This window comes from Blattabacterium cuenoti (genome assembly GCF_014252255.1).
Classification (GTDB): Bacteria; Bacteroidota; Bacteroidia; order Flavobacteriales; family Blattabacteriaceae; genus Blattabacterium; species Blattabacterium cuenoti_J.
In genome coordinates, this window is record NZ_CP059213.1 from 360,206 (window position 1) to 382,994 (window position 22,789).

The 22,789-nt window shown below is 20.8% G+C and carries 20 protein-coding genes and 2 tRNA genes; 14 read left to right on the top strand and 8 right to left on the bottom strand.

All coding sequences use genetic code 11. The annotated features are described in order from the left end of the window. The first annotated feature begins 53 nt into the window (after window positions 1-53). Genes queA through topA form a run of 3 tightly spaced genes read left to right on the top strand, consistent with a single transcriptional unit; the run spans window position 54 to window position 4,240 of the window. Window positions 54-1,097, top strand: coding sequence for a tRNA preQ1(34) S-adenosylmethionine ribosyltransferase-isomerase QueA (gene queA / locus H0H41_RS01670; RefSeq protein WP_185871985.1), 1,044 nt, complete (start codon window positions 54-56; stop codon window positions 1,095-1,097). Window positions 1,098-1,117: 20 nt separating this feature from the next. Continuing rightward, a complete protein-coding gene (locus tag H0H41_RS01675; RefSeq protein WP_185871986.1) occupies window positions 1,118-2,095 on the top strand; it encodes a polyprenyl synthetase family protein in 978 nt (325 codons plus the stop codon). 9 nt (window positions 2,096-2,104) lie between these two features. Continuing rightward, the gene (gene topA / locus H0H41_RS01680) at window positions 2,105-4,240 is read left to right on the top strand and encodes a type I DNA topoisomerase (protein WP_185871987.1); all 2,136 of its coding nucleotides are present in this window, start codon (window positions 2,105-2,107) and stop codon (window positions 4,238-4,240) included. Here the strand turns inward: topA and H0H41_RS01685 are convergent. Continuing rightward, on the bottom strand, window positions 4,237-4,659 hold the full coding sequence (locus tag H0H41_RS01685; protein WP_185871988.1) for a hypothetical protein: 423 nt from the start codon (window positions 4,657-4,659) through the stop codon (window positions 4,237-4,239). The two genes, topA and H0H41_RS01685, sit on opposite strands and share 4 nt — an antisense overlap. A 288-nt stretch (window positions 4,660-4,947) precedes the next feature. On the opposite strand from H0H41_RS01685, the gene rsmI reads away from it, so the two are divergent. Continuing rightward, on the top strand, window positions 4,948-5,610 hold the full coding sequence (gene rsmI / locus H0H41_RS01690) for a 16S rRNA (cytidine(1402)-2'-O)-methyltransferase (RefSeq protein ID WP_185871989.1): 663 nt from the start codon (window positions 4,948-4,950) through the stop codon (window positions 5,608-5,610). Here rsmI and H0H41_RS01695 read toward each other — a convergent pair. Then, entirely contained in the window at window positions 5,607-6,602 is a 996-nt protein-coding gene (locus H0H41_RS01695) for an aspartate-semialdehyde dehydrogenase (RefSeq protein WP_185871990.1), read from the bottom strand. The two genes, rsmI and H0H41_RS01695, sit on opposite strands and share 4 nt — an antisense overlap. Window positions 6,603-6,665: 63 nt before the next feature. On the opposite strand from H0H41_RS01695, the gene gmk reads away from it, so the two are divergent. Next, window positions 6,666-7,241, top strand: a complete 576-nt coding sequence (gene gmk / locus H0H41_RS01700) for a guanylate kinase (RefSeq protein WP_185871991.1) — start codon at window positions 6,666-6,668, stop codon at window positions 7,239-7,241. 93 nt (window positions 7,242-7,334) lie between these two features. Here gmk and H0H41_RS01705 read toward each other — a convergent pair. Together H0H41_RS01705 and H0H41_RS01710 are read right to left on the bottom strand one after the other, a co-directional pair. Then, window positions 7,335-7,408: transfer RNA gene (locus H0H41_RS01705), tRNA-Asn, on the bottom strand. Beyond that, a complete protein-coding gene (locus H0H41_RS01710; RefSeq protein ID WP_185871992.1) occupies window positions 7,399-7,845 on the bottom strand; it encodes an RpiB/LacA/LacB family sugar-phosphate isomerase in 447 nt (148 codons plus the stop codon). Before H0H41_RS01710 ends, H0H41_RS01705 begins: the two co-directional genes overlap by 10 nt. A 95-nt stretch (window positions 7,846-7,940) precedes the next feature. Here H0H41_RS01710 and H0H41_RS01715 point away from each other — a divergent pair, with 95 nt between their 5' ends. From H0H41_RS01715 to H0H41_RS01735, 5 genes are all read left to right on the top strand, one after another. Continuing rightward, a complete protein-coding gene (locus H0H41_RS01715) occupies window positions 7,941-9,149 on the top strand; it encodes a phosphoglycerate kinase (protein WP_185871993.1) in 1,209 nt (402 codons plus the stop codon). Between the two features lie 39 nt (window positions 9,150-9,188). Then, complete coding sequence (locus tag H0H41_RS01720; RefSeq protein WP_185871994.1) at window positions 9,189-9,812, top strand: superoxide dismutase; 624 nt, start codon at window positions 9,189-9,191, stop codon at window positions 9,810-9,812. Further along, window positions 9,805-10,155, top strand: a complete 351-nt coding sequence (folB, locus tag H0H41_RS01725; RefSeq protein WP_185871995.1) for a dihydroneopterin aldolase — start codon at window positions 9,805-9,807, stop codon at window positions 10,153-10,155. The genes H0H41_RS01720 and folB overlap by 8 nt, the downstream gene beginning before the upstream one ends. 23 nt (window positions 10,156-10,178) lie before the next feature. After that, a tRNA-Cys gene (locus H0H41_RS01730) sits at window positions 10,179-10,249 on the top strand. Between the two features lie 71 nt (window positions 10,250-10,320). Continuing rightward, window positions 10,321-11,079 carry a uroporphyrinogen-III synthase gene (locus H0H41_RS01735; protein WP_185871996.1) on the top strand — a complete coding sequence of 253 codons (759 nt, stop codon included), beginning with the start codon at window positions 10,321-10,323 and terminating at the stop codon, window positions 11,077-11,079. A 27-nt stretch (window positions 11,080-11,106) separates the two neighbouring features. On the opposite strand, the gene glmS is transcribed toward H0H41_RS01735, so the two are convergent. Together glmS and H0H41_RS01745 are read right to left on the bottom strand one after the other, a co-directional pair. Continuing rightward, window positions 11,107-12,957: a glutamine--fructose-6-phosphate transaminase (isomerizing) gene (glmS, locus tag H0H41_RS01740; protein ID WP_185871997.1), complete on the bottom strand. Its 1,851-nt coding sequence runs from the start codon at window positions 12,955-12,957 to the stop codon at window positions 11,107-11,109. Window positions 12,958-12,997: 40 nt separating this feature from the next. Further along, on the bottom strand, window positions 12,998-13,816 hold the full coding sequence (locus H0H41_RS01745) for a glycogen/starch synthase (RefSeq protein ID WP_185871998.1): 819 nt from the start codon (window positions 13,814-13,816) through the stop codon (window positions 12,998-13,000). 176 nt (window positions 13,817-13,992) lie between these two features. On the opposite strand from H0H41_RS01745, the gene rnr reads away from it, so the two are divergent. After that, window positions 13,993-16,005: a ribonuclease R gene (gene rnr, locus H0H41_RS01750; RefSeq protein WP_185871999.1), complete on the top strand. Its 2,013-nt coding sequence runs from the start codon at window positions 13,993-13,995 to the stop codon at window positions 16,003-16,005. Window positions 16,006-16,062: 57 nt separating this feature from the next. Here rnr and coaD read toward each other — a convergent pair whose 3' ends face one another. Beyond that, window positions 16,063-16,560 carry a pantetheine-phosphate adenylyltransferase gene (gene coaD / locus H0H41_RS01755; protein ID WP_185872000.1) on the bottom strand — a complete coding sequence of 166 codons (498 nt, stop codon included), beginning with the start codon at window positions 16,558-16,560 and terminating at the stop codon, window positions 16,063-16,065. Window positions 16,561-16,615: 55 nt separating this feature from the next. Between coaD and H0H41_RS01760 the strand changes: the two genes are divergently transcribed. The 3 genes from H0H41_RS01760 to H0H41_RS01770 are packed head-to-tail and all read left to right on the top strand — an operon-like array spanning window position 16,616 to window position 21,077. Continuing rightward, on the top strand, window positions 16,616-17,674 hold the full coding sequence (locus H0H41_RS01760; protein WP_185872001.1) for a PSP1 domain-containing protein: 1,059 nt from the start codon (window positions 16,616-16,618) through the stop codon (window positions 17,672-17,674). 56 nt (window positions 17,675-17,730) lie between these two features. After that, entirely contained in the window at window positions 17,731-20,085 is a 2,355-nt protein-coding gene (locus H0H41_RS01765) for a transglycosylase domain-containing protein (protein ID WP_185872002.1), read from the top strand. A 20-nt stretch (window positions 20,086-20,105) separates the two neighbouring features. Continuing rightward, complete coding sequence (locus H0H41_RS01770) at window positions 20,106-21,077, top strand: 2-hydroxyacid dehydrogenase (RefSeq protein WP_185872514.1); 972 nt, start codon at window positions 20,106-20,108, stop codon at window positions 21,075-21,077. 44 nt (window positions 21,078-21,121) lie between these two features. On the opposite strand, the gene H0H41_RS01775 is transcribed toward H0H41_RS01770, so the two are convergent. Beyond that, on the bottom strand, window positions 21,122-22,789 hold the full coding sequence (locus tag H0H41_RS01775) for a diflavin oxidoreductase (protein ID WP_185872003.1): 1,668 nt from the start codon (window positions 22,787-22,789) through the stop codon (window positions 21,122-21,124).

Consider the following 22,789-nt stretch of genomic DNA (forward strand, 5'->3'; position numbering starts at 1 on the left):
AAAAAATAATATAATTTTATATATAAATAATATAAAATCTTTATTAGTTATATATGAGAACTTCGGACTTTAATTTTGAATACCCTGTAAATCTTTTAGCTAAATTTCCATCTCAAGAAAGAGATGAATCTAAATTAATGGTTATTCACAGGAATAATAAGAAAATAGAACACAAACTATTTAAAGATTTATATCAATATTTTGAAGAAGGAGATACTTTTATTTTAAATAATACAAAAGTTTTTCCCGCAAGATTATTTGGAAATAAAGAAAAAACAGAAGCTAAAATAGAAGTTTTTTTACTTAGAGAATTAGATTCTAAAGATAGAACTTGGGATGTTTTAGTTGATCCTGCAAGAAAAGTTAGAGTAGGAAATAAATTAAATTTTGGATATGGATTAACAGGAGAAGTTATAGATAATACAACTTCTAGAGGAAGAATTTTACAACTTCATTTTGAAGGAACACATAAAGAACTTATAAAAAAAATAAAAGAATTAGGAAAAACGCCACTTCCAAAATATATTAATAGACAACCAGAAAAAAATGATGAAGAACGTTATCAAACTGTATATGCAAAAAAAGAAGGATCCGTAGCAGCTCCAACTGCAGGATTACATTTTTCAAAACATCTATTAAAAAAATTAGAAATAAAAGGAATAAATTTAGTAGAAGTAACTTTACATTTAGGATTAGGAAGTTTTTTACCTGTAGAAGTAGAAGACATATCAAAACATAAAATGGATTCTGAAAAATGTTCTATAAATAAAGAAACATGTTATATGATTAATCATGCTATACAAAAAAAAAAACGAATTTGTGCTGTTGGTACATCTTCTATGCGAGCAATAGAAAGCTCTGTTTCTTCTAATAAAAATTTAAACCCATTTTCTGGATGGACTAATAAATTTATTTTTCCTCCTTATAATTTTAATATAGCTAATTCTATGATTACAAATTTTCATATGCCAAAATCAACATTGCTTATGATGATAACAGCATTTGCAGGATTTGATTTAATTATGAAAGCATATAAAATAGCAATTCAAGAAAAATATCGATTATATTCTTATGGAGATGCTATGCTAATTTTATAAAAAAATTTCATGATAAAATTATGAAAATAATTCTAGAAAAAATTAAAATTCCTATTAAAAAAGAAATTGAAGAATTTGAAAAACAATTTTTTAATATAATTAAAAACAATATTACACTTATAAATCAAATTACTCATTATATTTCTCATAGAAAAGGAAAATTAATTCGTCCTATATTTGTTTTTTTAATAGCAAAAATGTTAGGAACAATACAAAAAAAAACATATCATACCGCTTGTTTAATTGAATTAATACATACAGCAACACTTATTCATGATGATGTAATAGATAATAGCTCTCTTCGTCGTAATTCTTTTTCTATTAATGCTATATGGAAAAATAAAATAGCTGTTTTAATAGGAGATTACTTACTTTCTAAAAGTCTTTTATTAGCTACAAATAATAATTATTATGATATTCTTAAAATAATTTGTAAAACTGTTAAAAATATGAGTGAAGGAGAATTATTACAAATGGAAAAATCTAAAAATTTAAATATTACTGAAAAGATTTATAATAAAATTATTTATCAAAAAACTGCAAGTTTAATTGCAGCATCTTGTGAATGTGGAGCACGTTCAGTAAATGCAGATGAAAAAACAATATTAAAAATGAAAAAATTTGGAATTTTTATCGGTATAGCTTTTCAAATAAAAGATGATTTATTTGATTATGAAGAAAATGATAAAAATTTTACAGGAAAACCTATAGGTATTGATTTAAAAGAAAAGAAAATAACACTTCCTCTTATTTATACTATTCAAAATGCATCTAAAAATGATCAAAAATACATATTAAATTATATAAAAAATTATAATGAAAAAAACAGATTTCAAATAATTAGTTATGTAAAAAAATATAAAGGATTAGAATACGCAACTAAAAAAATGATAAAATTTCGTAATAATGCACTAAAAATTTTAGAATTTTATCCAAAAGGAATTATTAAAGATACATTAAAAATAATGGTTAATTTTATTGTTGAAAGAAATCAATAAAATTTTTTAATGAAAGAAAATTTAGTTATTGTAGAATCTCCAACTAAAGCTTCCACTATTCAAACATTTTTAGGAAAAAATTATTATGTTGTATCTAGTTATGGTCATATTATAGATCTTCCAGAAAAAGAAATAGGAATTAAAATAAAAGATAATTTTAAACCTGATTATGTTATTCTATCTAAGAAAAAACAAATAGTTGAAAATTTAAAAAAATTAATAAAAAATTATAAAATTATTTGGTTAGCTTCTGATGAAGATCGTGAAGGTGAAGCTATTGCTTATCAAATTTGTAAAATATTTAATATTCCTAAACAAAAATATAGAAGAATAGTTTTTCATGAAATTACAAAAAAAGCAATTATTAATGCTATAAAAAATCCAAGATTTATTGATTATAATCTAGTTTATGCTCAACAAGCAAGAAGAATTTTAGATAGATTAGTAGGATTTCAATTATCTCCTATTTTATGGAAAAAAATAAATAGAGGTTTATCTGCAGGTCGAGTTCAATCTGCTGCAGTAAAACTTATTGTAGAAAAAGAAAAAAAAATACAAAATTTTGTTCCTTCATTAATTTATCAAATAAATGGAGTTTTTGAAAATGAAAAAAAAATAATTTTTCATGCAAAATTAGAAAAAAAAATTAAGGATGAAAATAAAATAAAAAATATTTTATCATCATGTATTAATAGTGTTTTTGTAATAAAAAAAATTACTATAAAACATGAAAAAAAAAATTCTCCTCCTCCATTTACGACTTCTTCTTTACAACAAGAAGCTTATAAAAGTTTAAATTATTCTATATCAAAAACTATGTTTTTGGCACAAAAATTATATGAAAAAGGATTTATTACATATATGCGGACAGATAGTACAAATTTATCAAAAGATATATTATTAAAAATAAAAAATTATATATTACTTTCATATGGGAAGAAATATTTATCTTTAAAAACATTTTCTCAAAAAAAATTTCTTTCTCAAGAAGCACATGAATCTATTCATCCTACTGTTATTAATTATTTTGATAAAAAAAATTATTTAGATTCTTTAGATATATTTCAAAAAAAACTTTATCAACTTATATGGAAACGTACTATTATGGGACAAATGATTGATTCTATTATAGAAAAAAAAATTTTTTATATTCAATCTTCATGTATTAATAATTTTTTTATTTATACAAATAAAACTATTTTAGTTGATGGATTTTTAAAAATTGAAAATGAAAATAAAAAATCTAGTATTTCTAATATTTTAGATATAAAGAAAGGTTCTTTTTTAAAAATAAAAGATATTGTAGCAAAACAAATTATTTCAACTCATATACGTAGATATAATGAAGCATCTTTAGTAAAAGATTTAGAAAAATTGGGAATAGGTAGACCATCTACTTATGTTCCTATAATATCTACTATTCAAAAAAGAAATTATGTAAACATACATAAAATTTTAAAAAAAACAGAAATACGAAAAAATTTTTTTATAAAAGAAAATTCTATTTTTGAAAAAAATGAAGAATTTATTGAAATTGAAAAAAATAAAATAATTCCTACAGAAATAGGAATTATAACTACTAATTTTTTAGTTAAAAATTTTGAAGAAATAATAGATTATAATTTTACAGCAAATTTAGAAAAAAGTTTTGATGATATAGCTAAAGGAAAAAAATCTTGGATTAAAATACTTCAAAATTTTTATAGTAAATTTTATCAAAAAATACAATATGTTAATAAACATGTAAATAAAATTAAAAAAGAATATTTTCTTGGAGTTGATCCTAAATCTAATAAAAAAATTTTTGCAAAATTTGCTAAATTTGGAGCTATTGTTCAAATGGGAGAATTTAAAAAAAAAGAAAAACCAAAATTTTCTCCTATTTTAAATAGTCAAAAAATCAATACAATTTCACTTACAGAAGCTTTAAAAATTCTTGAATTACCTAAATCTTTAGGTTTTTTTGAAAAAGAAGAAGTTTTATTAAAAATTAATAAATATAATATATATATAAAATATAAAAAAAAATATATTCCAATTGAAGAAAAAATATTTTTTAATTCATTAAATTTCAACTTACAACAAGTTATTAAACTTATAATTGAAAATCAAAATAAAAAAATAAATAAAAATGAAAAAATTTAAATATCAAAATATCTTTGATTTAAGTAAGTAGTTGGGTAAGCTTGATCATGTCCCGTTCTTCTAACATGATCTAAATATTTTGGAATATAAGATAAAGCTTTTACTCTATCAGATAAAGACATTCTATTCCATATATTTTCAGCCATTTTTTTTTTTCCTACTTTATATTTATAATCTGTCCAAAAACGATTAAAAGATAAATCTGTAGGAATTTCTTCTATAGAAAAAGAAGCTTTTGAATTTTTCATTTTATTTATTATAGATTCATTATAAGGTAAATATTTCCCTATCCATATATAATGTGATAAAGAAAGTTTTTTAGGAAAAATTACTTCTCTTAAAAAACCATTTAAATCATATTTAAATATAATATCTCCAGATACTAAACGGCTTCTAAATATATATTGTTTACCTCTCATTATTATTTATTTCATCAGAATTAATTAATTTTTAATGTATCAATTATTATTACGAATACAAATTGTTAACTATTTTAGTTTATGATGAAATTTTAAAAATTATTTTATATAATTTTCTTTATTTTATTTATAATAAATGATTTAATAAAAAATATTTTTTAATTTCTTAATATAAATACAATAAATTTGAAAAATTTATTATCATATAATAGAAGTTAAAAATTTTTATTTTATAAAAAATGTATTGACAATATCTTTTTTTTAAAGTTTTTTTTAATAAATTTAAATATGTTATATATAGTTCCTACTCCTATAGGAAATTTAGAAGATTTTACTTTTAGAGGATTACGAATTTTAAAAGAAGTTGATTTAATTTTAGTAGAAAATTATAAAGTTTCTAAAAAATTATTAAATTTTTATAATATTAAAACTCCAATAAATATATATCATATTCATAATGAACATAAAATAATTTCTAATATTATTAAAATAATAAAAAAAGGAAAAAAATTAGCATTAATATCAAATGCAGGAACTCCAAGTATATCTGATCCAGGTTTTTTATTAATTAAATATTGTATAAAATATTCTATTATCGTAGAATGTTTACCAGGACCTACTGCTTTAATTCCAGCATTAGTTAGCTCTGGTTTATCTATTAATGAATTTACTTTTATTGGTTTTTTACCCAAAAAAAAAAGAATAAATAAATTAAAAAATCTTTCTAAAGAAAATAGAACCATTGTATTTTATGAATCACCTCATAGATTATTAAAAACATTAAATGAAATAAAATATTTTTTTGGATTAAAAAGAAATATTGTAATATGTAAAGAAATATCAAAATTATTTCAAGATATATTAAGAGGAAATATAGAAAAAATAATTTTACATTATGAAAATATTAAAAAAATACTAGGAGAATATACTATTATTATTGAAAAATATTAACAAATATATTTTTTACTAATTAAATATTCTGCAATTTGAATAGTATTTGTTGCTGCTCCTTTTCTAAGATTATCAGATACTATCCATAAATTTATAGAATTTTTTAATGAAAAATCTTTTCGTATTCTACCAACGAAAACTTCATTTTTTTTATGAGCATATAATGGCATAGGATAAATATTTTTTTGTGGATTATCTTGAACAATTATTCCTTTTGTTTGAGATAAAATTTTATATATATTATCTATATTAGGTTTTTCTTTAAATGTAATATTAACACTTTCTGAATGACCTCCTATAACAGGAACACGTACTGCTGTTGATGTAATAGCTATATTATAATCATTCATTATTTTTTTTGTTTCTTTTATTAATTTCATTTCTTCTATTGTATAACCATTTTCTAAAAAAGAATCACAATGAGGTAAAACATTTTGATGAATAAAATATGGATAAACTTTATGAATTTTAATTTTTCCTTCTTTTTCTTGATTTAATTGATCTAAAGCTTTTTTTCCAGTTCCAGTTACGGACTGATATGTAGAAATAACTACTCTATCTATTTTATATTCTTTATGTAAAGGAAATAATACCATTACTAATTGTATTGTAGAACAATTTGGATTAGCAATAATTTTATCTTTTTTTTCTAAAAACGAAGCATTAATTTCGGGAACAATTAATTTTTTTGTAGGATCCATTCTCCATGCAGAAGAATTATCTATAACAGTGGATCCTATTTTTGAAAATTTTGGAGCCCATTCTTTTGATATATTTGAACCTGCTGAAAATAAAACAATATTTGGTTTTTTTAAAAATAAATCATGTAAACTAATAATATTATATATTTTTCCTTTAAAAGAAAATTTTTTTCCTACAGATTTATTAGAAGCACAAAGATATAATTCATTTTTTGGAAATTTTTTTTTTTCTAAAATATCAATCATTACACGTCCTACTAATCCTGTCGCTCCTACTATTCCCAGTTTCATATAAATAAATATAAATTAATAAAATAAATAACAAAATTAATAAATAATATAATATATATAATAATGAAAAAAGGAAAAATGATTATTTTATCAGGTCCTTCTGGATGTGGTAAAACTACTATTTCACATTATTTACTTTCAAAATTTTCAAATTTAAAATTTTCTGTATCGTGTACTACACGTTCAATTAGAAATAATGAAAAACATGGAAAAGATTATTATTTTATATCAATGAATACTTTTATTTCTAAAATAAAAAAATACCAATTTTTAGAATGGGAAGAAGTTTACCCTAAACTATTTTATGGAACTTTAAAAAATGAAATTTTAAAAATTTGGAAATCTAACAAACATGTTTTATTTGATATAGATGTTAAAGGAGGATTAAATTTAAAAAAAAAATACCCAAATAATTCTTTATCTATATTTATTATGGTTAATTCAATGAATCTTTTAAAAAAAAGATTAATAAAAAGAAATTCTGAAACATTAAAAAATCAAATAAATGCACGTTTAAATAAAGCAAAAAAAGAAAATAATTATGCAAAATTATTTGATTTTATTTTATTTAATATTGATTTATTTCAAACAAAAAAAAAAATAATTCAGATTGTTTCTAATTTCATTTATGATAAATAATATCGGTGTATTTCTACTAAATTAGTATTTATACACCCCCCAGACGTATATAATATTAATATAATTTACACACCGATATTATTTTTTTTATAACTCCTCAGGCTGGATTCGAACCAGCGACACCCTGATTAACAGTCAGGTGCTCTAACCAACTGAGCTACTGAGGATCATTTTTAATTGGAATTTTATTTATTCTAATTTTGTGTCTTCCACCTTCAAAATCTGTTTTTAAAAATATTTCTATAATTTCTAAAGCTTCATTTTTATTTAAAAAACGTGCTGGTAAACTAATAATATTAGCATCATTATGTTTTCTTGCTAAAAAAGCAATTTCTTTTTTCCATCCTAAAGCAGCACGAATTTTTTTATATTTATTTGCAGTAATAGCAGCTCCATTTCCACTTCCACATATAATAATTCCAAAATTTGCCTTTCCTTTTTCTACAAATTTAGCTGTAGGATGAATAAAATCAGGATAATCTACTGTTTCTCCATATTTAGAAAAACCAAAATCTTTTATTTTATATCCTTTTTTAATCAAAAAATTTTTTATTAAAGATTTATAATATACTCCTGTATGATCAGATCCTATTGCTATTAGCATAATATTTATTACAACAAATAAATATACATTATAAAAATTAAAAATATTAATCTCTTAAAATATTAACTTGATAAATAAAATTATTTTACTATATTATGATAAAAAATATAAAAACTATTAATGATTTTAATTTTAACAATCAAATAGCATTACTAAGAGTAGATTTTAATGTTCCTGTAAATAAATATTATAAAATAATAGATGATACACGAATTCAATATACTATTCCAACTATTCAAAAAATTATTTCTGAAAATGGAAAAGTCATTCTTATTTCCCATTTTGGACGACCAAAAGGGATTCCCTCTGAAAGGGATTCTTTAAAATTTTTAATTCCTTTTTTATCTAAAAAATTAAAAAAAACTATAAATTTTTGTGAAAATTGTATAGGAGAAAATGTCAAAAAACAAATTAATGAATTAAAAAATGGTGAAATTTTATTATTAGAAAATTTACGTTTTTATAAAGAAGAAGAAGAAGAAAATAAAAATTTTGCTTTTGAATTATCAAAATTAGGAAATATTTATGTAAATGATGCTTTTGGAGCTTCTCATCGTTCACATGCTTCTATAACTATTTTACCTAAATTTTTTGGAGAAAAAAAATGTATAGGATTTCTTATGCAAAAAGAAATTAAATTTTTAAATAAATTTTTATCAAAAAAAAATAATAATCCTATTACAATTTTATTAGGAGGAGCAAAAATTTCTTCTAAAATTGATATTATTGAAAATCTTATTGATTTTGCAGATTATATATTAATAGGGGGAGGGATGTCTTATCCTTTTATTAAAATAAATGGAGGAAAAATAGGAAATTCTATTATTGAAAATAATAATAAAATTGAAAAAATATTAAAAATAATTTTTAATAAATGTCAAAAAAAAAATATTTTACATCTTCCAAAAGATGTTATTATTGCTAATTCTTTTAAAAATACAAAAAATACTAAAATAGTACCTATTCATTCTATTCCAAATGGATGGATGGGATTAGATATAGGACCTGCTTCTATAAAATATTTTTGTGATATTATAAAAAAATCAAAAACCATTTTATGGAATGGTCCAGTAGGAGTTTTTGAATTTTCTAATTTTTCTTTAGGAACCAGATCCATAGCAAAAATAATTGCACAAACAACTGAAAAAGGAGCTTTTTCTTTAGTAGGAGGAGGAGATTCTATTGCTTCATTAAAAATGGAAGGATATGATAAAAAAATTAGTTATTTATCTACTGGTGGAGGAGCATTCTTAGAAAGTTTAAAAAATAAAATACTTCCTGGAATAAAAGCTATAAAAAAATAAATTTTTAATTATATTTGTTCTTTTGTTAAAAAAACAAATATGTCATTTAAACTTCCAAAATTATCTTATTCATATAAGGATTTTGAACCTTATATAGATCAAAAAACAATGGAAATCCATTATACAAAACATCATGCAACTTATACGAATAATTTAAATAAAGCTATCTATGGTACAGATATGATGAATCTTACTATAGAAGAAATTTTAAAAAAATCTCCTTTAGGATCTACATTATTACGTAATAATAGTGGAGGATTTTATAATCATAATCTTTTTTGGGAGATATTAATTCCTAATTTTGAATATATAGATCCAAGTTCTTATTTTAATGATATCATTCAAAAAAATTTTGAATCTTTTGATTTTTTTAAAAAGAAATTTTCTACTATTGCATTAAATCGTTTTGGATCAGGATGGGCTTGGTTATGTGTTAAAGAAAAAAAATTAACTATTTGTTCTACATCTAATCAAGATAATCCTATTATGTTAGGAATAGGTTGTGAAGGAATTCCTATATTAGGATTAGACGTTTGGGAACATGCTTATTATTTACAATATCAAAATCGTCGTTTAGATTATATATCTTCTTTTTGGAAGATTATCAATTGGAAAAAAGTAGAAAAAAATTACAATAAAATTGTAAATAATTTACATGGGTAAAATAATTCTAGAAAATATCAGATTATTTGGATATCATGGATGTTTTTCAGAAGAAAAAAATATTGGTTCTGATTATACTATCAATATAGAAATTGAATTAAATCTTCAGAAATCTTCTATTTCTGATAATTTATCAGAAACTATTGATTATGTTAGTTTATATTATATCGTTGAAAATGAAATGAAAATTAATTCTAAATTAATTGAACATGTAGCAAACAGAATAATTCAAAAAATTAAAAAAAAATATAAAATAATTAAACATATAAAAATTAAAATTTGTAAAGAAAATCCACCTATAAAAGGAAATATAGATAGAGTATGTGTTATTTTATATCATTGAATATAATTTTTTGTATTATTTTTGGCACTGTGGCCGATAGGAAAGGCGGAGGTCTGCAAAACCTTTTATAGCGGTTCGATTCCGCTCTGTGCCTTTTTTTTATTTAATTTTTTTTTTATATTTTAATATTTTAATAATTATAAAAGAATAAAATAATAGATATAAATGAGGATAAATAATATTTTAATTTCACAACCTCTTACAGGTGGCTCTGATTCACCATATTTAGAACTTTGTAAAAATAAAAATATCAATATTGATTTTAGATCTTTTATAGAAATTAAAGGAGCATCGTCTAGTGATATAAGAAAACAAAAAATAAATTTTTCTGATTTTACTGTAATACTTTTTATAAGTAAAAAATCTGTAGATCATTATTTTAGATTAGCTGAATCTATGCGTTTTAAAGTTCCTATTTCTATGAAATATATTTGCCAAACGGAAAAAATTGCTTATTATTTACAAAAATATATTATATATAGAAAAAGAAAAATTTATATTGGAAACAAATCATTTAAAGATATATTACCATATATTAAAAAATATCCAAAAGAAAAATTTATTTTACCTTCTTCAGATATTTTAAAACCAGAAATTCCAAATATGTTAAATAAATTAAATATTTTTTGGAGAAGAGCAATATTATATAAAATTACTTATAGTGATTTATCTGATTTAAAACATATATATTATGATATTTTAGTTTTTTTTAATCCATCAGAAATTAAATCTTTATTTAAAAATTTTCCTGATTTTGATCAAAATGGAATAAAAATTGCAACTTTTGGTCAAAATACTTTAGATACTGCTTATAAAGCAGGATTAAAAATAGATATAAAAGTTCCAACTCCAGAATTCCCTTCCATGTTCATGGCTTTAGAAAAATATATTATATCAAAAAATTATAAATATAATATTAAATAATTTAAAAAAAATAAAATATAATATATATTATTCTACTGTTACTGATTTTGCTAAATTTCTCGGTTGATCAACATTTTCTCCTCGTATATAAGCTATTTGATAAGCTAATAATTGAAGAGGAATAACAGTAATTAAAGGACTTAATTCTTCTGAACTATTAGGAATTTTTATAACGTGATCTGCTAATGTACTAACTTGAATATCTCCTTCATTAACTATAGCTATTATTTTACCTTTTCTAGCTTTTATTTCTTGAATATTTCCTATTATTTTATTATAACATCCTTTTTTTGTTGCGATAATTACTACTGGCATATTTTCGTCTATTAAAGCAATAGGTCCATGTTTTATTTCTGCTGCAGGATAACCTTCTGCATGAATATAAGATATTTCTTTTAATTTCAAAGCTCCTTCTAAAGCTACTGGAAAATTAATTCCTCTACCTAAATAAAGAAAATTATTAACATTATGATATACTTTAGAAATTTTTTTTATAGAATCATCTTTTTTTAAAGTATGATAAACTTTTTCTGAAATTAATCCTAATTCTTGACATAAACATTTATAACGATTATCATTTATAGATGATCTATATTTTCCTATTTTTAAAGCTAATAAAATAAGAATTGTAATTTGTGCAGTAAAAGATTTTGTTGATGCTACTCCAATTTCAGGACCGGCATGAGTATAAGCACCTGCATCTACATTTCGTGCAATAGATGATCCTACTACATTACAAATACCAAAAACAAATGCTCCTTTTTTTTTTGCTAATTTTAAAGCAGCTAAAGTATCGGCTGTTTCTCCTGATTGAGAAATAACAATAATTATATTTTTTTTATTTATAATAGGATTTCTATATCGAAATTCTGAAGCATATTCTACTTCTACAGGAATAGAAGCAAGTTCTTCTAATAAATATTCTCCAATTAAACTAGCATGCCATGAAGTTCCACATGCTACTATAGTTATAGATTTAGCGTTAATAAAAATATTTTTATTAGATTCAATTCCATCAATACAAATAATACCTTTTGGTATTAATAATCTTCCACGTAAGGTATCCAAAATTGTTTTTGGTTGTTCATGTATTTCTTTTAACATAAAATATTTATATTCACCTTTTTCTATTTGTTTTAAATTTATTTTCAGTTTTTTAATGATTGGATTTAATTTATGGTTATTTATAATTTTTCTTAAATCTAATTCTTTTCCTTTTCTAAGAATAGCCATTTCTCCATCTTTTAAATAAATAACATTTTTTGTATAATTTACAAAAGGAATAGTATCAGATGCAATAAAAAATTCCTTATCATTAATTCCTAATGCAAGAGGACTACCTAATTTTGCAATAATAATTGTTTCTGGATGTGATTTATCTATTACAACAATAGAATAAGCTCCTATTATTTCATTTAATGAAATTCTTACAGCTTCTTCTAAAGAAGATTTATTTTCTTTTTTAATATATTCAATAAAATTTATAAAAACTTCTGTATCAGTTTTACTTTTAAAAGTAAAACCATTTTTTAATAAAACAATTTTAATTGCATGATAATTTTCTATAATCCCATTATGAATCATAATAAGTTTATTAGAATTTGAAACATGGGGATGAGCATTTAAATCATTTGGAACTCCATGTGTTGCCCATCTAGTATGACCTATTCCAATAGTTCCACTTATTTTTATATTATTAGAATATATTTTTTTTTCCAATTCATTAACCCTTCCTTTTGTTTTACATAAACTATATCCATCTTTATAAAAAAGTGCAATTCCAGAACTATCATATCCTCTATATTCCAATTTTTTTAATCCATTAATAATAATAGGATAAGCATCTCTATAACCCAAATAACCAATTATACCACACATTCTAACTAATAAAATTAGAAGTTTTTATTTATGATAAATATTAATTTATTTGTTCTAAAAAAGTTTCTTTATAAAATTGTTGATAAACGGTTTCTATTTTTTCTACAGGATAATATTTTAATACTAACAATTTTTTTATTTTTATAAAATCTTCTATTTCTTGAGGAAAAGAAAGATCTCCTTTTATTATAGCATCCGAAAAATACATACAAAATTTTATTAAATTAAAATAATTTGGATTTTCTAATAATTTTAATTTTTTTAATTTAATTCCATCAAATTTTATTTTTTTAATAATATCTTTATTAAGATAACCTTGAAAAGGTTTATTATAAATAGATACAATTAATTTTGTATTATTATATACAGGATCATTTTTATACAAACTTTTAATATACAAAGGAATAAAAGAACTAATCCACCCATAAAGATGAATAATATCAGGTTTCCAATTTAATTTTTTTACGGTTTCTAAAACTCCTTTTGTAAAAAATAAAGCTCTTTCATCATTATCTTGAAAAAAGATTCCATTTTCATCTTCATATATAGCTTTTCTTTTAAAATATTCTTCATTATCTATAAAATAAACTTGTAATCTAGCATCAGGAATTGATGCTACTTTTATTAATAATGGTTGATCTATATCATTAATAACCAAATTTTTTCCTGATAAACGAATTACTTCATGTAATTGATGTCTTCTTTCATTTATTACTCCAAAACGAGGCATAAATATACGTACATCATTTCCTATTGATTGCATAAATTTAGTGGCTTTTAAAACCGATAAAGATATTGAATTCTCTGATGAAAAAGGAAATAAGTCTGAAGAAACATATAATATACGTTTACCTGTCATCTTAGAGTTATTTTTATTTTGATAAATATATAGTAAAAAAACGGATCATTGCAAATATAATAAATAATATCCAATACATTAATTTTTTTTTAAAAAAAAATGATTTTTTAGTGTAGATTGTAGACTTTTTCACCTTTTATATTTATTTATATAATAAATAGACATGTTTTATTATCATGAAATCAAAAAAAAAAATAAAAAAAAAATATTTTAATAATAATTTTACTTCTATTACTACTGGATATATTAATATGACTAATCATGGATATGCTTTTGTTAATATTGAAGGATTTCAAAAAGATATTTTTATTCCAAAAAATAAAACAAATAGAGCTTTAGAAGGAGATTTAGTAAAAATTAAATTAAATAAAAAAAATAGACATAGAAAAGGAATAAAAATAGAAGGAGAAGTCCTTAAAATTATAAAAAGAAAAAATAAAAAATTTATTGGAATATTAAAAATAAATCTTCATTTAAATTCTAAATATGGATCAGTAATAGTATATAATAATAGTATTCATGTCGATATTTTTATTCCAATACCAATAAATAATATTAAAAAATATCATAACAACGATAAAGTTTTAGTTAAAATTATATCATGGCCTAAAGAACTAAAAAATCCTTTAGGAAAAATTATAAAAATATTTGGAAAATCTGGAGAATATCAAACAGAAATTGATTCATTATTAGAACAATATGGAATTTCTTATAAATTTTCTAAAAAAATAGAAAATGAAGCGAAAAAAATTTATTTAAAAAAAAATTTAAATAAAAATAATATAAGAAAAGATATGCGAAGTATTAATACTTTTACTATTGATCCATTAAATGCAAAAGATTTTGATGATGCATTATCAATTAGAAAATTAAATAACGATATATGGGAAATCGGTATTCATATTTCTGATGTTTCTTTTTATGTAAAAGAAGGAAGTTTATTGGATAAAGAAGCATATTTACGTTCTACATCTATTTATTTTATAGGAAAAGTTATTCCTATGCTTCCAAAAATATTATCCAATGATCTTTGTTCATTAACTCCTAAAAAAGATAGATTAAGTTTTTCTTATATTTTTAACATAAATAATAAAGGAAAAATATTAAATAATTGGTTCGGAAAAACCATTATACAATCTAATAGAAAATTTACATACGAAGAAGTTCAAAAAATAATAGAAAATAAAAAAGGAGATTTTTATGAAGAAATTTATACTTTATTTTTATTTTCTAAAATTTTAACAAATAAAAGATTAAAAAATGGATCAATTTATCTTGATAAAGATGAAATAAAATTTCATTTAGATGAAAAAAATAATCCAATATCCTTACGTTTAGAAAAAAATAATGATGCTCATAGATTAATAGAAGAATTTATGTTATTAGCTAATAGAAAAATTTCAGAATTTGTTAGTTTAAATTGTAATGGATCTCCTTCTAATAAAATTTTTATTTATAGAATTCATGATAAACCTGATTTTCAAAAAATTTTTTTATTAAAAAAAATTATAGAACCTTTAGGTTATTTTTTAGATTTTAATAACTTAAAAAATTCTATTAATTTTTTATTAAAAAAAATTAAAGGAAAATCAGAACAAAATATGATTGAAAATTTAATTCTTCGTTCTATGAGTAAAGCTAAATATTCTACAAAAAATATAGGACATTATGGATTATCTTTTTTTTATTATACTCATTTTACTTCTCCTATAAGGAGATATTCAGATATTATCGCTCATCGTTTATTACATTATTATTTAATCAATAACAATAATTATCATAATAATAATAATGACAAAACATATAAATTAAAAAAAATTGAATTTTATGAAAAACAATCTCAATATTGTAGTTATAAAGAACGATTAGCTATAGATGCGGAAAGAGAATTTATTAAATATATACAAATTAAATATATACAAAAATTTTTAGGAAAAGAATTTTATGGAATTATTACTGGATTTACTGATTGGAGTATTTATATTGATTTATTATTATTTCAAACAGAAGGTATGGTTCGATTACGTGATATTAAAGAAGATTATTATATTTTAAATTCAAATGAATATAGTATAATTGGAAAAGAAAAAAGAAAAATTTATCATTTAGGAGATAAAGTAAAAGTAAAAATTATAGATATAAATATGGAAAAAAAAAAAATTATTCTTAGTTGGATAGAAAATAAATAATAAAATTACATTTATCTAAAGTAAATACAATATAATTAATATTATTTTTTTAATTAATTATTTATTATCTATTCGAACAGAAGAAGGAACAAATATAGTATAATCTCCTCCATTTTTTATAATATTTCTTACAAGAAAAGAACAAATATGAGATTTTTCATAAGAAGAAATAAAATAAACTGTTTCAATTTCAATAAAATTTATTTTATTTAATTTTTTATTAGTAAAAAATATATTTTTCTCAAATTCAAAATCAAATTTATTTCTAATTCCTCTTAATAAAAATTTAACTTTTTTTTTTTTACAAAAAGAAATAGTTAATCCATTAAATGAATCTATTTCTATTTTATGTTTATAAGGAAAATTACAAAAAGTTTTTTGAATCCATTCTTTTCTTTTTTGAATAGAAAACATATTTTTTTTTTTCATATTTTTTCCAATAGCTATGATAATTTTATCAAATAAATTTAAAGCTCTAATAATAATATCATAATGTCCTAAAGTAATAGGATCAAAAGAACCAGGAAATATAGCTATTTTTTCATTATAATTCATAATAATTTTTATATCATATTTTTTATATCTTTATAGTATAATATTTATTAGGATAATGAACAAATCATGTTCTAATTGTTTAAAAAATAAATGTAAAAAAAAAGAAAATTCTTTTGAAAAAAATATTTTTAAAGAAAAAAAATGCTATAATTTCAATGGATTAGATTGGTTATCTAATATTCAATCTCCTTTTGAATATCAAAAACATGATATTGTAGAAGTAAAATTTAAAAATAATAGAAAAGAATTCCTTCTTAATAAAGAAAAAATATCCCTTTGTAAAGGAGATATTGTTACTGTAGAATCTAAATCTGGAAAAGGATATGATATAGGTGTAGTAATTCTAACTGGTGAATTAGTAAAATTACAAATCAGAAATAAAAATATAGATATATTAAAAAATATATATAGAAAATCTACATATAAAGAAATAAATATTTGGAAATTTTTTAAAAAAAAAGAATTTACCACTCTTTTAAAAGCTAAAAAAATTTCAAAAAATTTAAATCTTTTTATGAAAATTTGTGATGTTGAATATCAGGCTGATGGGAAAAAAGCTATTTTTTATTATACAGCAGAAAATAGAGTTGATTTTAGAATTTTAATTAAAAAATTATCTACACATTTTCATACACGTATAGAAATGCGTCAAATAGGATATAGACAAGAAGCAGCAAAAATTGGAGGAATAGGATCTTGTGGAAGAGAACTTTGTTGTTCTACTTGGTTAAAAAATTTTAAAAGTGTTACTACTAATTCTGCAAGATATCAACAGCTTTCCATTAATATTCAAAAATTAACTGGACAATGTCAAAAATTAAAATGTTGTCTTAATTATGAATTAGATGCTTATTTAACTTCTTTAAAAAATTTTCCAGATTTTAATAAAAAAATTTATACAAAAAAAGGAATAGCTCAATGTATGAAAATTGATGTTTTTAAAAAAATAATGTGGTTTTCTTATGTTAAGAATCCAAATACTTGGTTTAAAATAAAAGTAAATAAAATTAAAGAAATTTTAAAAAAAAATCAAATAACACCTCCTTTAGAGGAATTATCTACAATTAATACTATTCAAAAAACAGAATTAACATTTAAAGATTTATCTATATAATTAATTAATATAAAATTATAATCATCATAGTATGATAAAAAAAAATAATTTTTTGCGTGTATAAAAAAAATATAAAAGTAAATTATTATTTTCGTATACTTATTTTTTATTTTTGGTTTTTATTTATTATAGGAATAAGTATAATATTCACAATTTTTTATGCTGCTTCTAAAGGTTATTTAGGAGCTTTACCTAGTACTAGGGATATAGAAAACCCTACTATGGAAGTAGGATCGGAAGTATATGATGCTAATGGTATATTGTTAGGTAGATTTTTTTCAGAAAATAGGACTTTAATTACTTATAAACAACTTCCAAAAAATCTTATTAATGCTTTAATAGCAAAAGAAGATATTCGTTTTAAATATCATTCTGGAATTGATGTTAAATCTTTTCTTAGAGCAATTCTTTCATTAGGAAAAAAAGGAGGGGGAAGTACTATATCTCAACAATTAGCAAAACTTCTTTTTACTGGACCATCTGCAAAAAATAAATTACAAAGAATTCATCAAAAACTTTTAGAATGGGTAATGGCTATAGAATTAGAAAAACGTTATACAAAAGAAGAAATTATTACAATGTATTATAATAAATTTGATTTTTTATATAATGCAAAAGGAATAGAAACAGCCGCCCATACTTATTTTAATAAAAAAGTTTCTGAACTTAATTTAGGAGAAAGTGCAATACTAGTTGGTATGTTAGAAAATCCTTCATTATATAATCCTAAAAATTATCCTAAAAGAGCAAAAAAACAAAGAAATTTAGTTCTTTTTCAAATGAAAAAATATAATTTTTTAAATAGGTATAGATATAAGAAAGAGTTAAAAAAACCCATAAAAATTAATTTTAAAATACAAAAAAAAGATTTTGAATTACTCACTTATTATGGTGAATTTTTAAAAAAAGAGATTCAAGAATCTTTAGATGAATATGAAAATAAAACTGGAAAAAAATTAAATCTTTATTCTAGTGGATTGAAAATATATACATCTATTGATGCAAAAATGCAAGATTATGCAGAAAAAGCAGTAAAAAAACATCTTAGTAAATTACAAATATTATTTAATAATATGCAAAAAAAAAATAAAAATTATCCATTTTTAAATATTTCTCAAGAAAAAACAAAAAGAATATTAATATCTGCTATGCATAGAACTTCTCTTTATCAAGATTTAAAACAAAAAGGATTAGAAGAAAATAAAATTATAGAAAAATTTAAAAAACCACAATTAATAAAATTATTTACTTGGAATGGATCTAAAAAAATATTAATGTCTCCATGGGATTTTATCCGTTATCAAAAAAGTATAATCCAATCTGGATTATTATCTATAGAACCATCTACTGGATTTATAAAAGCATGGGTAGGAGGAATTGATTTTAATTATTTTCAATATGATCATGTATCGCAAACACAACGTCAAGTTGGTTCTGTTTTTAAACCTATTTTATACGCAGCTGCTATCAATAAATTACATTATAATCCTTGTACAAAAATATCAAATGAAAAATTTCATTTAGGAAAATGGAGTCCTAGAAATTCCAATGGAAAATATGGAGGATTTTTTACATTAAAAGATGGGTTAGCTTTATCTATTAATACTATATCTGCACGTTTAATATCACAAATAACACCCCAACCTGTCATAAATTTAGCAAAAAAAATGGGAATAAAGTCTATAATTCCTGAACATCCATCTATTGCATTAGGTTCTGCAGATTTAACATTATATGAAATGACAGGAGCATTTAATACATTTACTAATTATGGTTTTTATATCAAACCAAGTATTTTAGTTAAAATAGAAGATGAAAATGGAAATTTGATTCAAGATAATATAGATATTAGTAAAAGACAAGTTTTTAGTGAAGAAGTAGCATATATTATGTTAAAATTAATGCAAGGAGTGATTAAATATGGAACAGCAAAAAGATTAAAAAAATATAATTTTATAGGAGAAATAGCAGGAAAAACTGGAACAACTAATGAAAATTCAGATGGATGGTTTATAGGAATGATTCCAAATTTAACGACTGGAGTATGGGTTGGTTGGGAAGATAGATTTTCTCATTTTGAGAATATTAAATTAGGACAAGGAGCTAATATGGCATTACCTATATGGGCTTATTATATGAAAAGTTTATATAAAGATATAAATTTGATCTATCATGATCAATTATTTTTTCGTAAACCTAAAAATTATCAATATAATTGGGAAAAATGTATAGATAATTCTTCTTTATCTATAAAAGAGGATCATAATAATATTTTTATTAATGAGGAAAATGAAAAAAAAGAAAATAAAAATTTTATAAAAGAATTCAAAAAAATTATAGATATAAATGAAAATTTAAATAATAATAAAAATAATGAAAATTTAAATAATAATAAAAATTTTGATAAATAAAATAATATCATAATATGAATATGATTAAAAGAATATTAATTTTAGAAAAAAATCATCCTTTTATTATATATACATTAAAAAAAAAAGGATTTATTTGTGACGAAAATTATCATGATTCATACGATAAAATGAATCTTTCTATATATGATGGAATTGTTTTAAGAAGTAGATTAAAAATAGATAATAAATTTATTAAAAAAGCTAAAAATTTAAAATTTATAGCAAGAATTGGATCTGGTACAGAAAATATAGATAAAGATTATGCTTTTAAAAAAGGTATTACTTTAATTTCTTCTCCAGAAGGAAATAAAGATGCCGTAGCAGAACATGCAATAGGAATGCTTTTATGTTTAATGAATCATATTATTCGTTCTAATCATCAAATACAAAAAGGAAAATGGTATAGAGAAAAAAATAGAGGAAAAGAAATTATGAAAAAAACAATAGGAATTATTGGATATGGAAATACTGGAAAATCTTTTGCTAAAAAACTTTCTGGATTTAATGCTAAAATATTATGTTATGATATATTACCTAATATTGGAGATACTTATGCTAAACAAGTTCATATGAATAAAATATTTCAAAAATCAGATGTAATTAGTTTACATGTACCTTATACAAAAAAAACAAAAGGAATGATTAATTATAATTTTATAAAAAGGTTTTCTAAACCTTTTTATTTAATAAATACTTCTCGTGGTGGATGTATTATTACAAATCATTTAGTTAAAGCATTAAAAAATGGAAAAATCTATGGAGCATGTTTAGATGTATTAGAATATGAAAATTCATCTTTTGAAAATATTTTTAATAAAAATACACTTCCAAAAAGTTTTTTTTATCTTATTCATTCTGATCAAGTTATATTAACTCCACATATTGCTGGATGGACTAAAGAATCGAAATATAAAATGGATAAAAAAATTGTAGAAAAAATTATTTTATTAAATAAAAAACTTAATTTAAAAAATAATTATAAAAAATATTAATGAATATATTTAAAAATTTTAAATAAAAATAATTATAAATATTTTTAATATACATCTTTTAAATATCTTCCATTTTTTTTCATTTCTTTTATAAAAAATTCTGGATTACATTTTCCTACTTCTTCTATTATATGATAAATCATTTTTTCAATATCTATACTCATAGGATCTTTTTTACCACAAACATAAATATATGCTCCATTTTGGATCCATGAAAAAAATTCTATACGATTTTCCCATATTTTATCTTGTACATATATTTTATTTTTTTGATCTCTTGAAAAAGAAAGACTTACATTATTAAGAATTCCTTTTTTTTTCCAAGTTTGAATTTCTTTTTTATATAAAAAATCTGTAGAAAAATGTTGATCTCCAAAAAATAACCAATTTCTTCCTGTAGCTCCCATATATTCTCTTTCATATAAAAAAGAACGAAAAGGAGCTATTCCAGTTCCAGGACCAATAAGAATTATATCTTTATCTAAATTTTTTGGTAATTTAAATAATTTATTATTATAAATAAAAAAGAATAATTCATCACCTTTTTTTAATTTTGACAAAAAATCAGAACAATATCCAAATACAGTTTCTCCATTTAATTGAAAACTATGACGGGATACAGTAATATGTATTTTATTATAATGAACTTTATGAGAAGAAGAAATAGAATATAATCTGGGTTTTATACATTCCATTATTTTTATTAAATTTTTTAATGAATATTTCCTTTTTATCGGAAATTCTTTTAAAAGATCAATAAGATTCCATTTACGATCATAAGGTATATTTTCTTGATCAGATAATAAAGAATATTTATTTAAAAAATTATTTGATAAACAAAAAATATTAAATTTTTTTTTAAAAAGATTATATATTTTTTTATATTCTTTTTGTTTTAATTCAATTTTTTTATTTTTTAAAAAAAAATTTATAATATCATATGTTTGATTTGAAGAATTTTCAGGAAATATTCCTATAGCATCACCTGGGTTATATTTAATTTCATTTTGACAAGAAATTTCAATATGATAAACTTCTTTATTTTTATTATATTCTCTTTTTTGATCACTTAAAAGTATTTTATTAAAAATTTTTCCACATATTATACGTTTTTTATTTTCTATATCTTTTTTATTTTGAAAAAAATTTAAAATTTCATAAAACCATTTATATGCTTTTTCTTTATAATCAATATCACATTTATATAATGGAATAATTCTAATTGCTCCTATATTATATAAATATTTATCTACATCTATTCCAGCTTGACAAAAATGAGAATAAGATTTATCTCCTAATGCTAATACACTATATTTCAATTTTTTTAAATAAATTTTTGTATTATTTTTAATAAAATTAAAAAAATTTTTTGCAGAAAAAGGAGGCTCTCCTTCTCCATGTGTACTAATTATTATTAATAAATAATTTTCTTTTTCTAAATTTTTTAAATTATATTGATCTAAATTTATTAAATTTATCTTTAATTCTTTTTTTTGAAATTTTTTATAAATATCAAAAGCTAAACTTTTAGCATTTCCTGTTTCTGTTCCATAAACTAATGTAATTTTTTCTTTTTTATTTTTTAAAATATCAAAAAAACATTTATCCTTAGGAAATAATCCTGACATATATCCATACATCCAAATAATTTCTTCTCGAGAAGATTCTTTTATTAATTTAATAAATATTTTTTTATTTGATTCAGATAACAT

Bases quoted from the DNA above. Each gene is read 5' to 3' on its own strand.
- queA (WP_185871985.1), top strand. From the start codon at position 54: ATGAGAACTTCGGACTTTAATTTTGAATACCCTGTAAATCTTTTAGCT.
- H0H41_RS01675 (WP_185871986.1), top strand. From the start codon at position 1,118: ATGAAAATAATTCTAGAAAAAATTAAAATTCCTATTAAAAAAGAAATT.
- topA (WP_185871987.1), top strand. From the start codon at position 2,105: ATGAAAGAAAATTTAGTTATTGTAGAATCTCCAACTAAAGCTTCCACT.
- H0H41_RS01685 (WP_185871988.1), bottom strand. From the start codon at position 4,659: ATGAGAGGTAAACAATATATATTTAGAAGCCGTTTAGTATCTGGAGAT.
- rsmI (WP_185871989.1), top strand. From the start codon at position 4,948: ATGTTATATATAGTTCCTACTCCTATAGGAAATTTAGAAGATTTTACT.
- H0H41_RS01695 (WP_185871990.1), bottom strand. From the start codon at position 6,602: ATGAAACTGGGAATAGTAGGAGCGACAGGATTAGTAGGACGTGTAATG.
- gmk (WP_185871991.1), top strand. From the start codon at position 6,666: ATGAAAAAAGGAAAAATGATTATTTTATCAGGTCCTTCTGGATGTGGT.
- H0H41_RS01710 (WP_185871992.1), bottom strand. From the start codon at position 7,845: ATGCTAATAGCAATAGGATCTGATCATACAGGAGTATATTATAAATCT.
- H0H41_RS01715 (WP_185871993.1), top strand. From the start codon at position 7,941: ATGATAAAAAATATAAAAACTATTAATGATTTTAATTTTAACAATCAA.
- H0H41_RS01720 (WP_185871994.1), top strand. From the start codon at position 9,189: ATGTCATTTAAACTTCCAAAATTATCTTATTCATATAAGGATTTTGAA.
- folB (WP_185871995.1), top strand. From the start codon at position 9,805: ATGGGTAAAATAATTCTAGAAAATATCAGATTATTTGGATATCATGGA.
- H0H41_RS01735 (WP_185871996.1), top strand. From the start codon at position 10,321: ATGAGGATAAATAATATTTTAATTTCACAACCTCTTACAGGTGGCTCT.
- glmS (WP_185871997.1), bottom strand. From the start codon at position 12,957: ATGTGTGGTATAATTGGTTATTTGGGTTATAGAGATGCTTATCCTATT.
- H0H41_RS01745 (WP_185871998.1), bottom strand. From the start codon at position 13,816: ATGACAGGTAAACGTATATTATATGTTTCTTCAGACTTATTTCCTTTT.
- rnr (WP_185871999.1), top strand. From the start codon at position 13,993: ATGAAATCAAAAAAAAAAATAAAAAAAAAATATTTTAATAATAATTTT.
- coaD (WP_185872000.1), bottom strand. From the start codon at position 16,560: ATGAATTATAATGAAAAAATAGCTATATTTCCTGGTTCTTTTGATCCT.
- H0H41_RS01760 (WP_185872001.1), top strand. From the start codon at position 16,616: ATGAACAAATCATGTTCTAATTGTTTAAAAAATAAATGTAAAAAAAAA.
- H0H41_RS01770 (WP_185872514.1), top strand. From the start codon at position 20,106: ATGATTAAAAGAATATTAATTTTAGAAAAAAATCATCCTTTTATTATA.
- H0H41_RS01775 (WP_185872003.1), bottom strand. From the start codon at position 22,789: ATGTTATCTGAATCAAATAAAAAAATATTTATTAAATTAATAAAAGAA.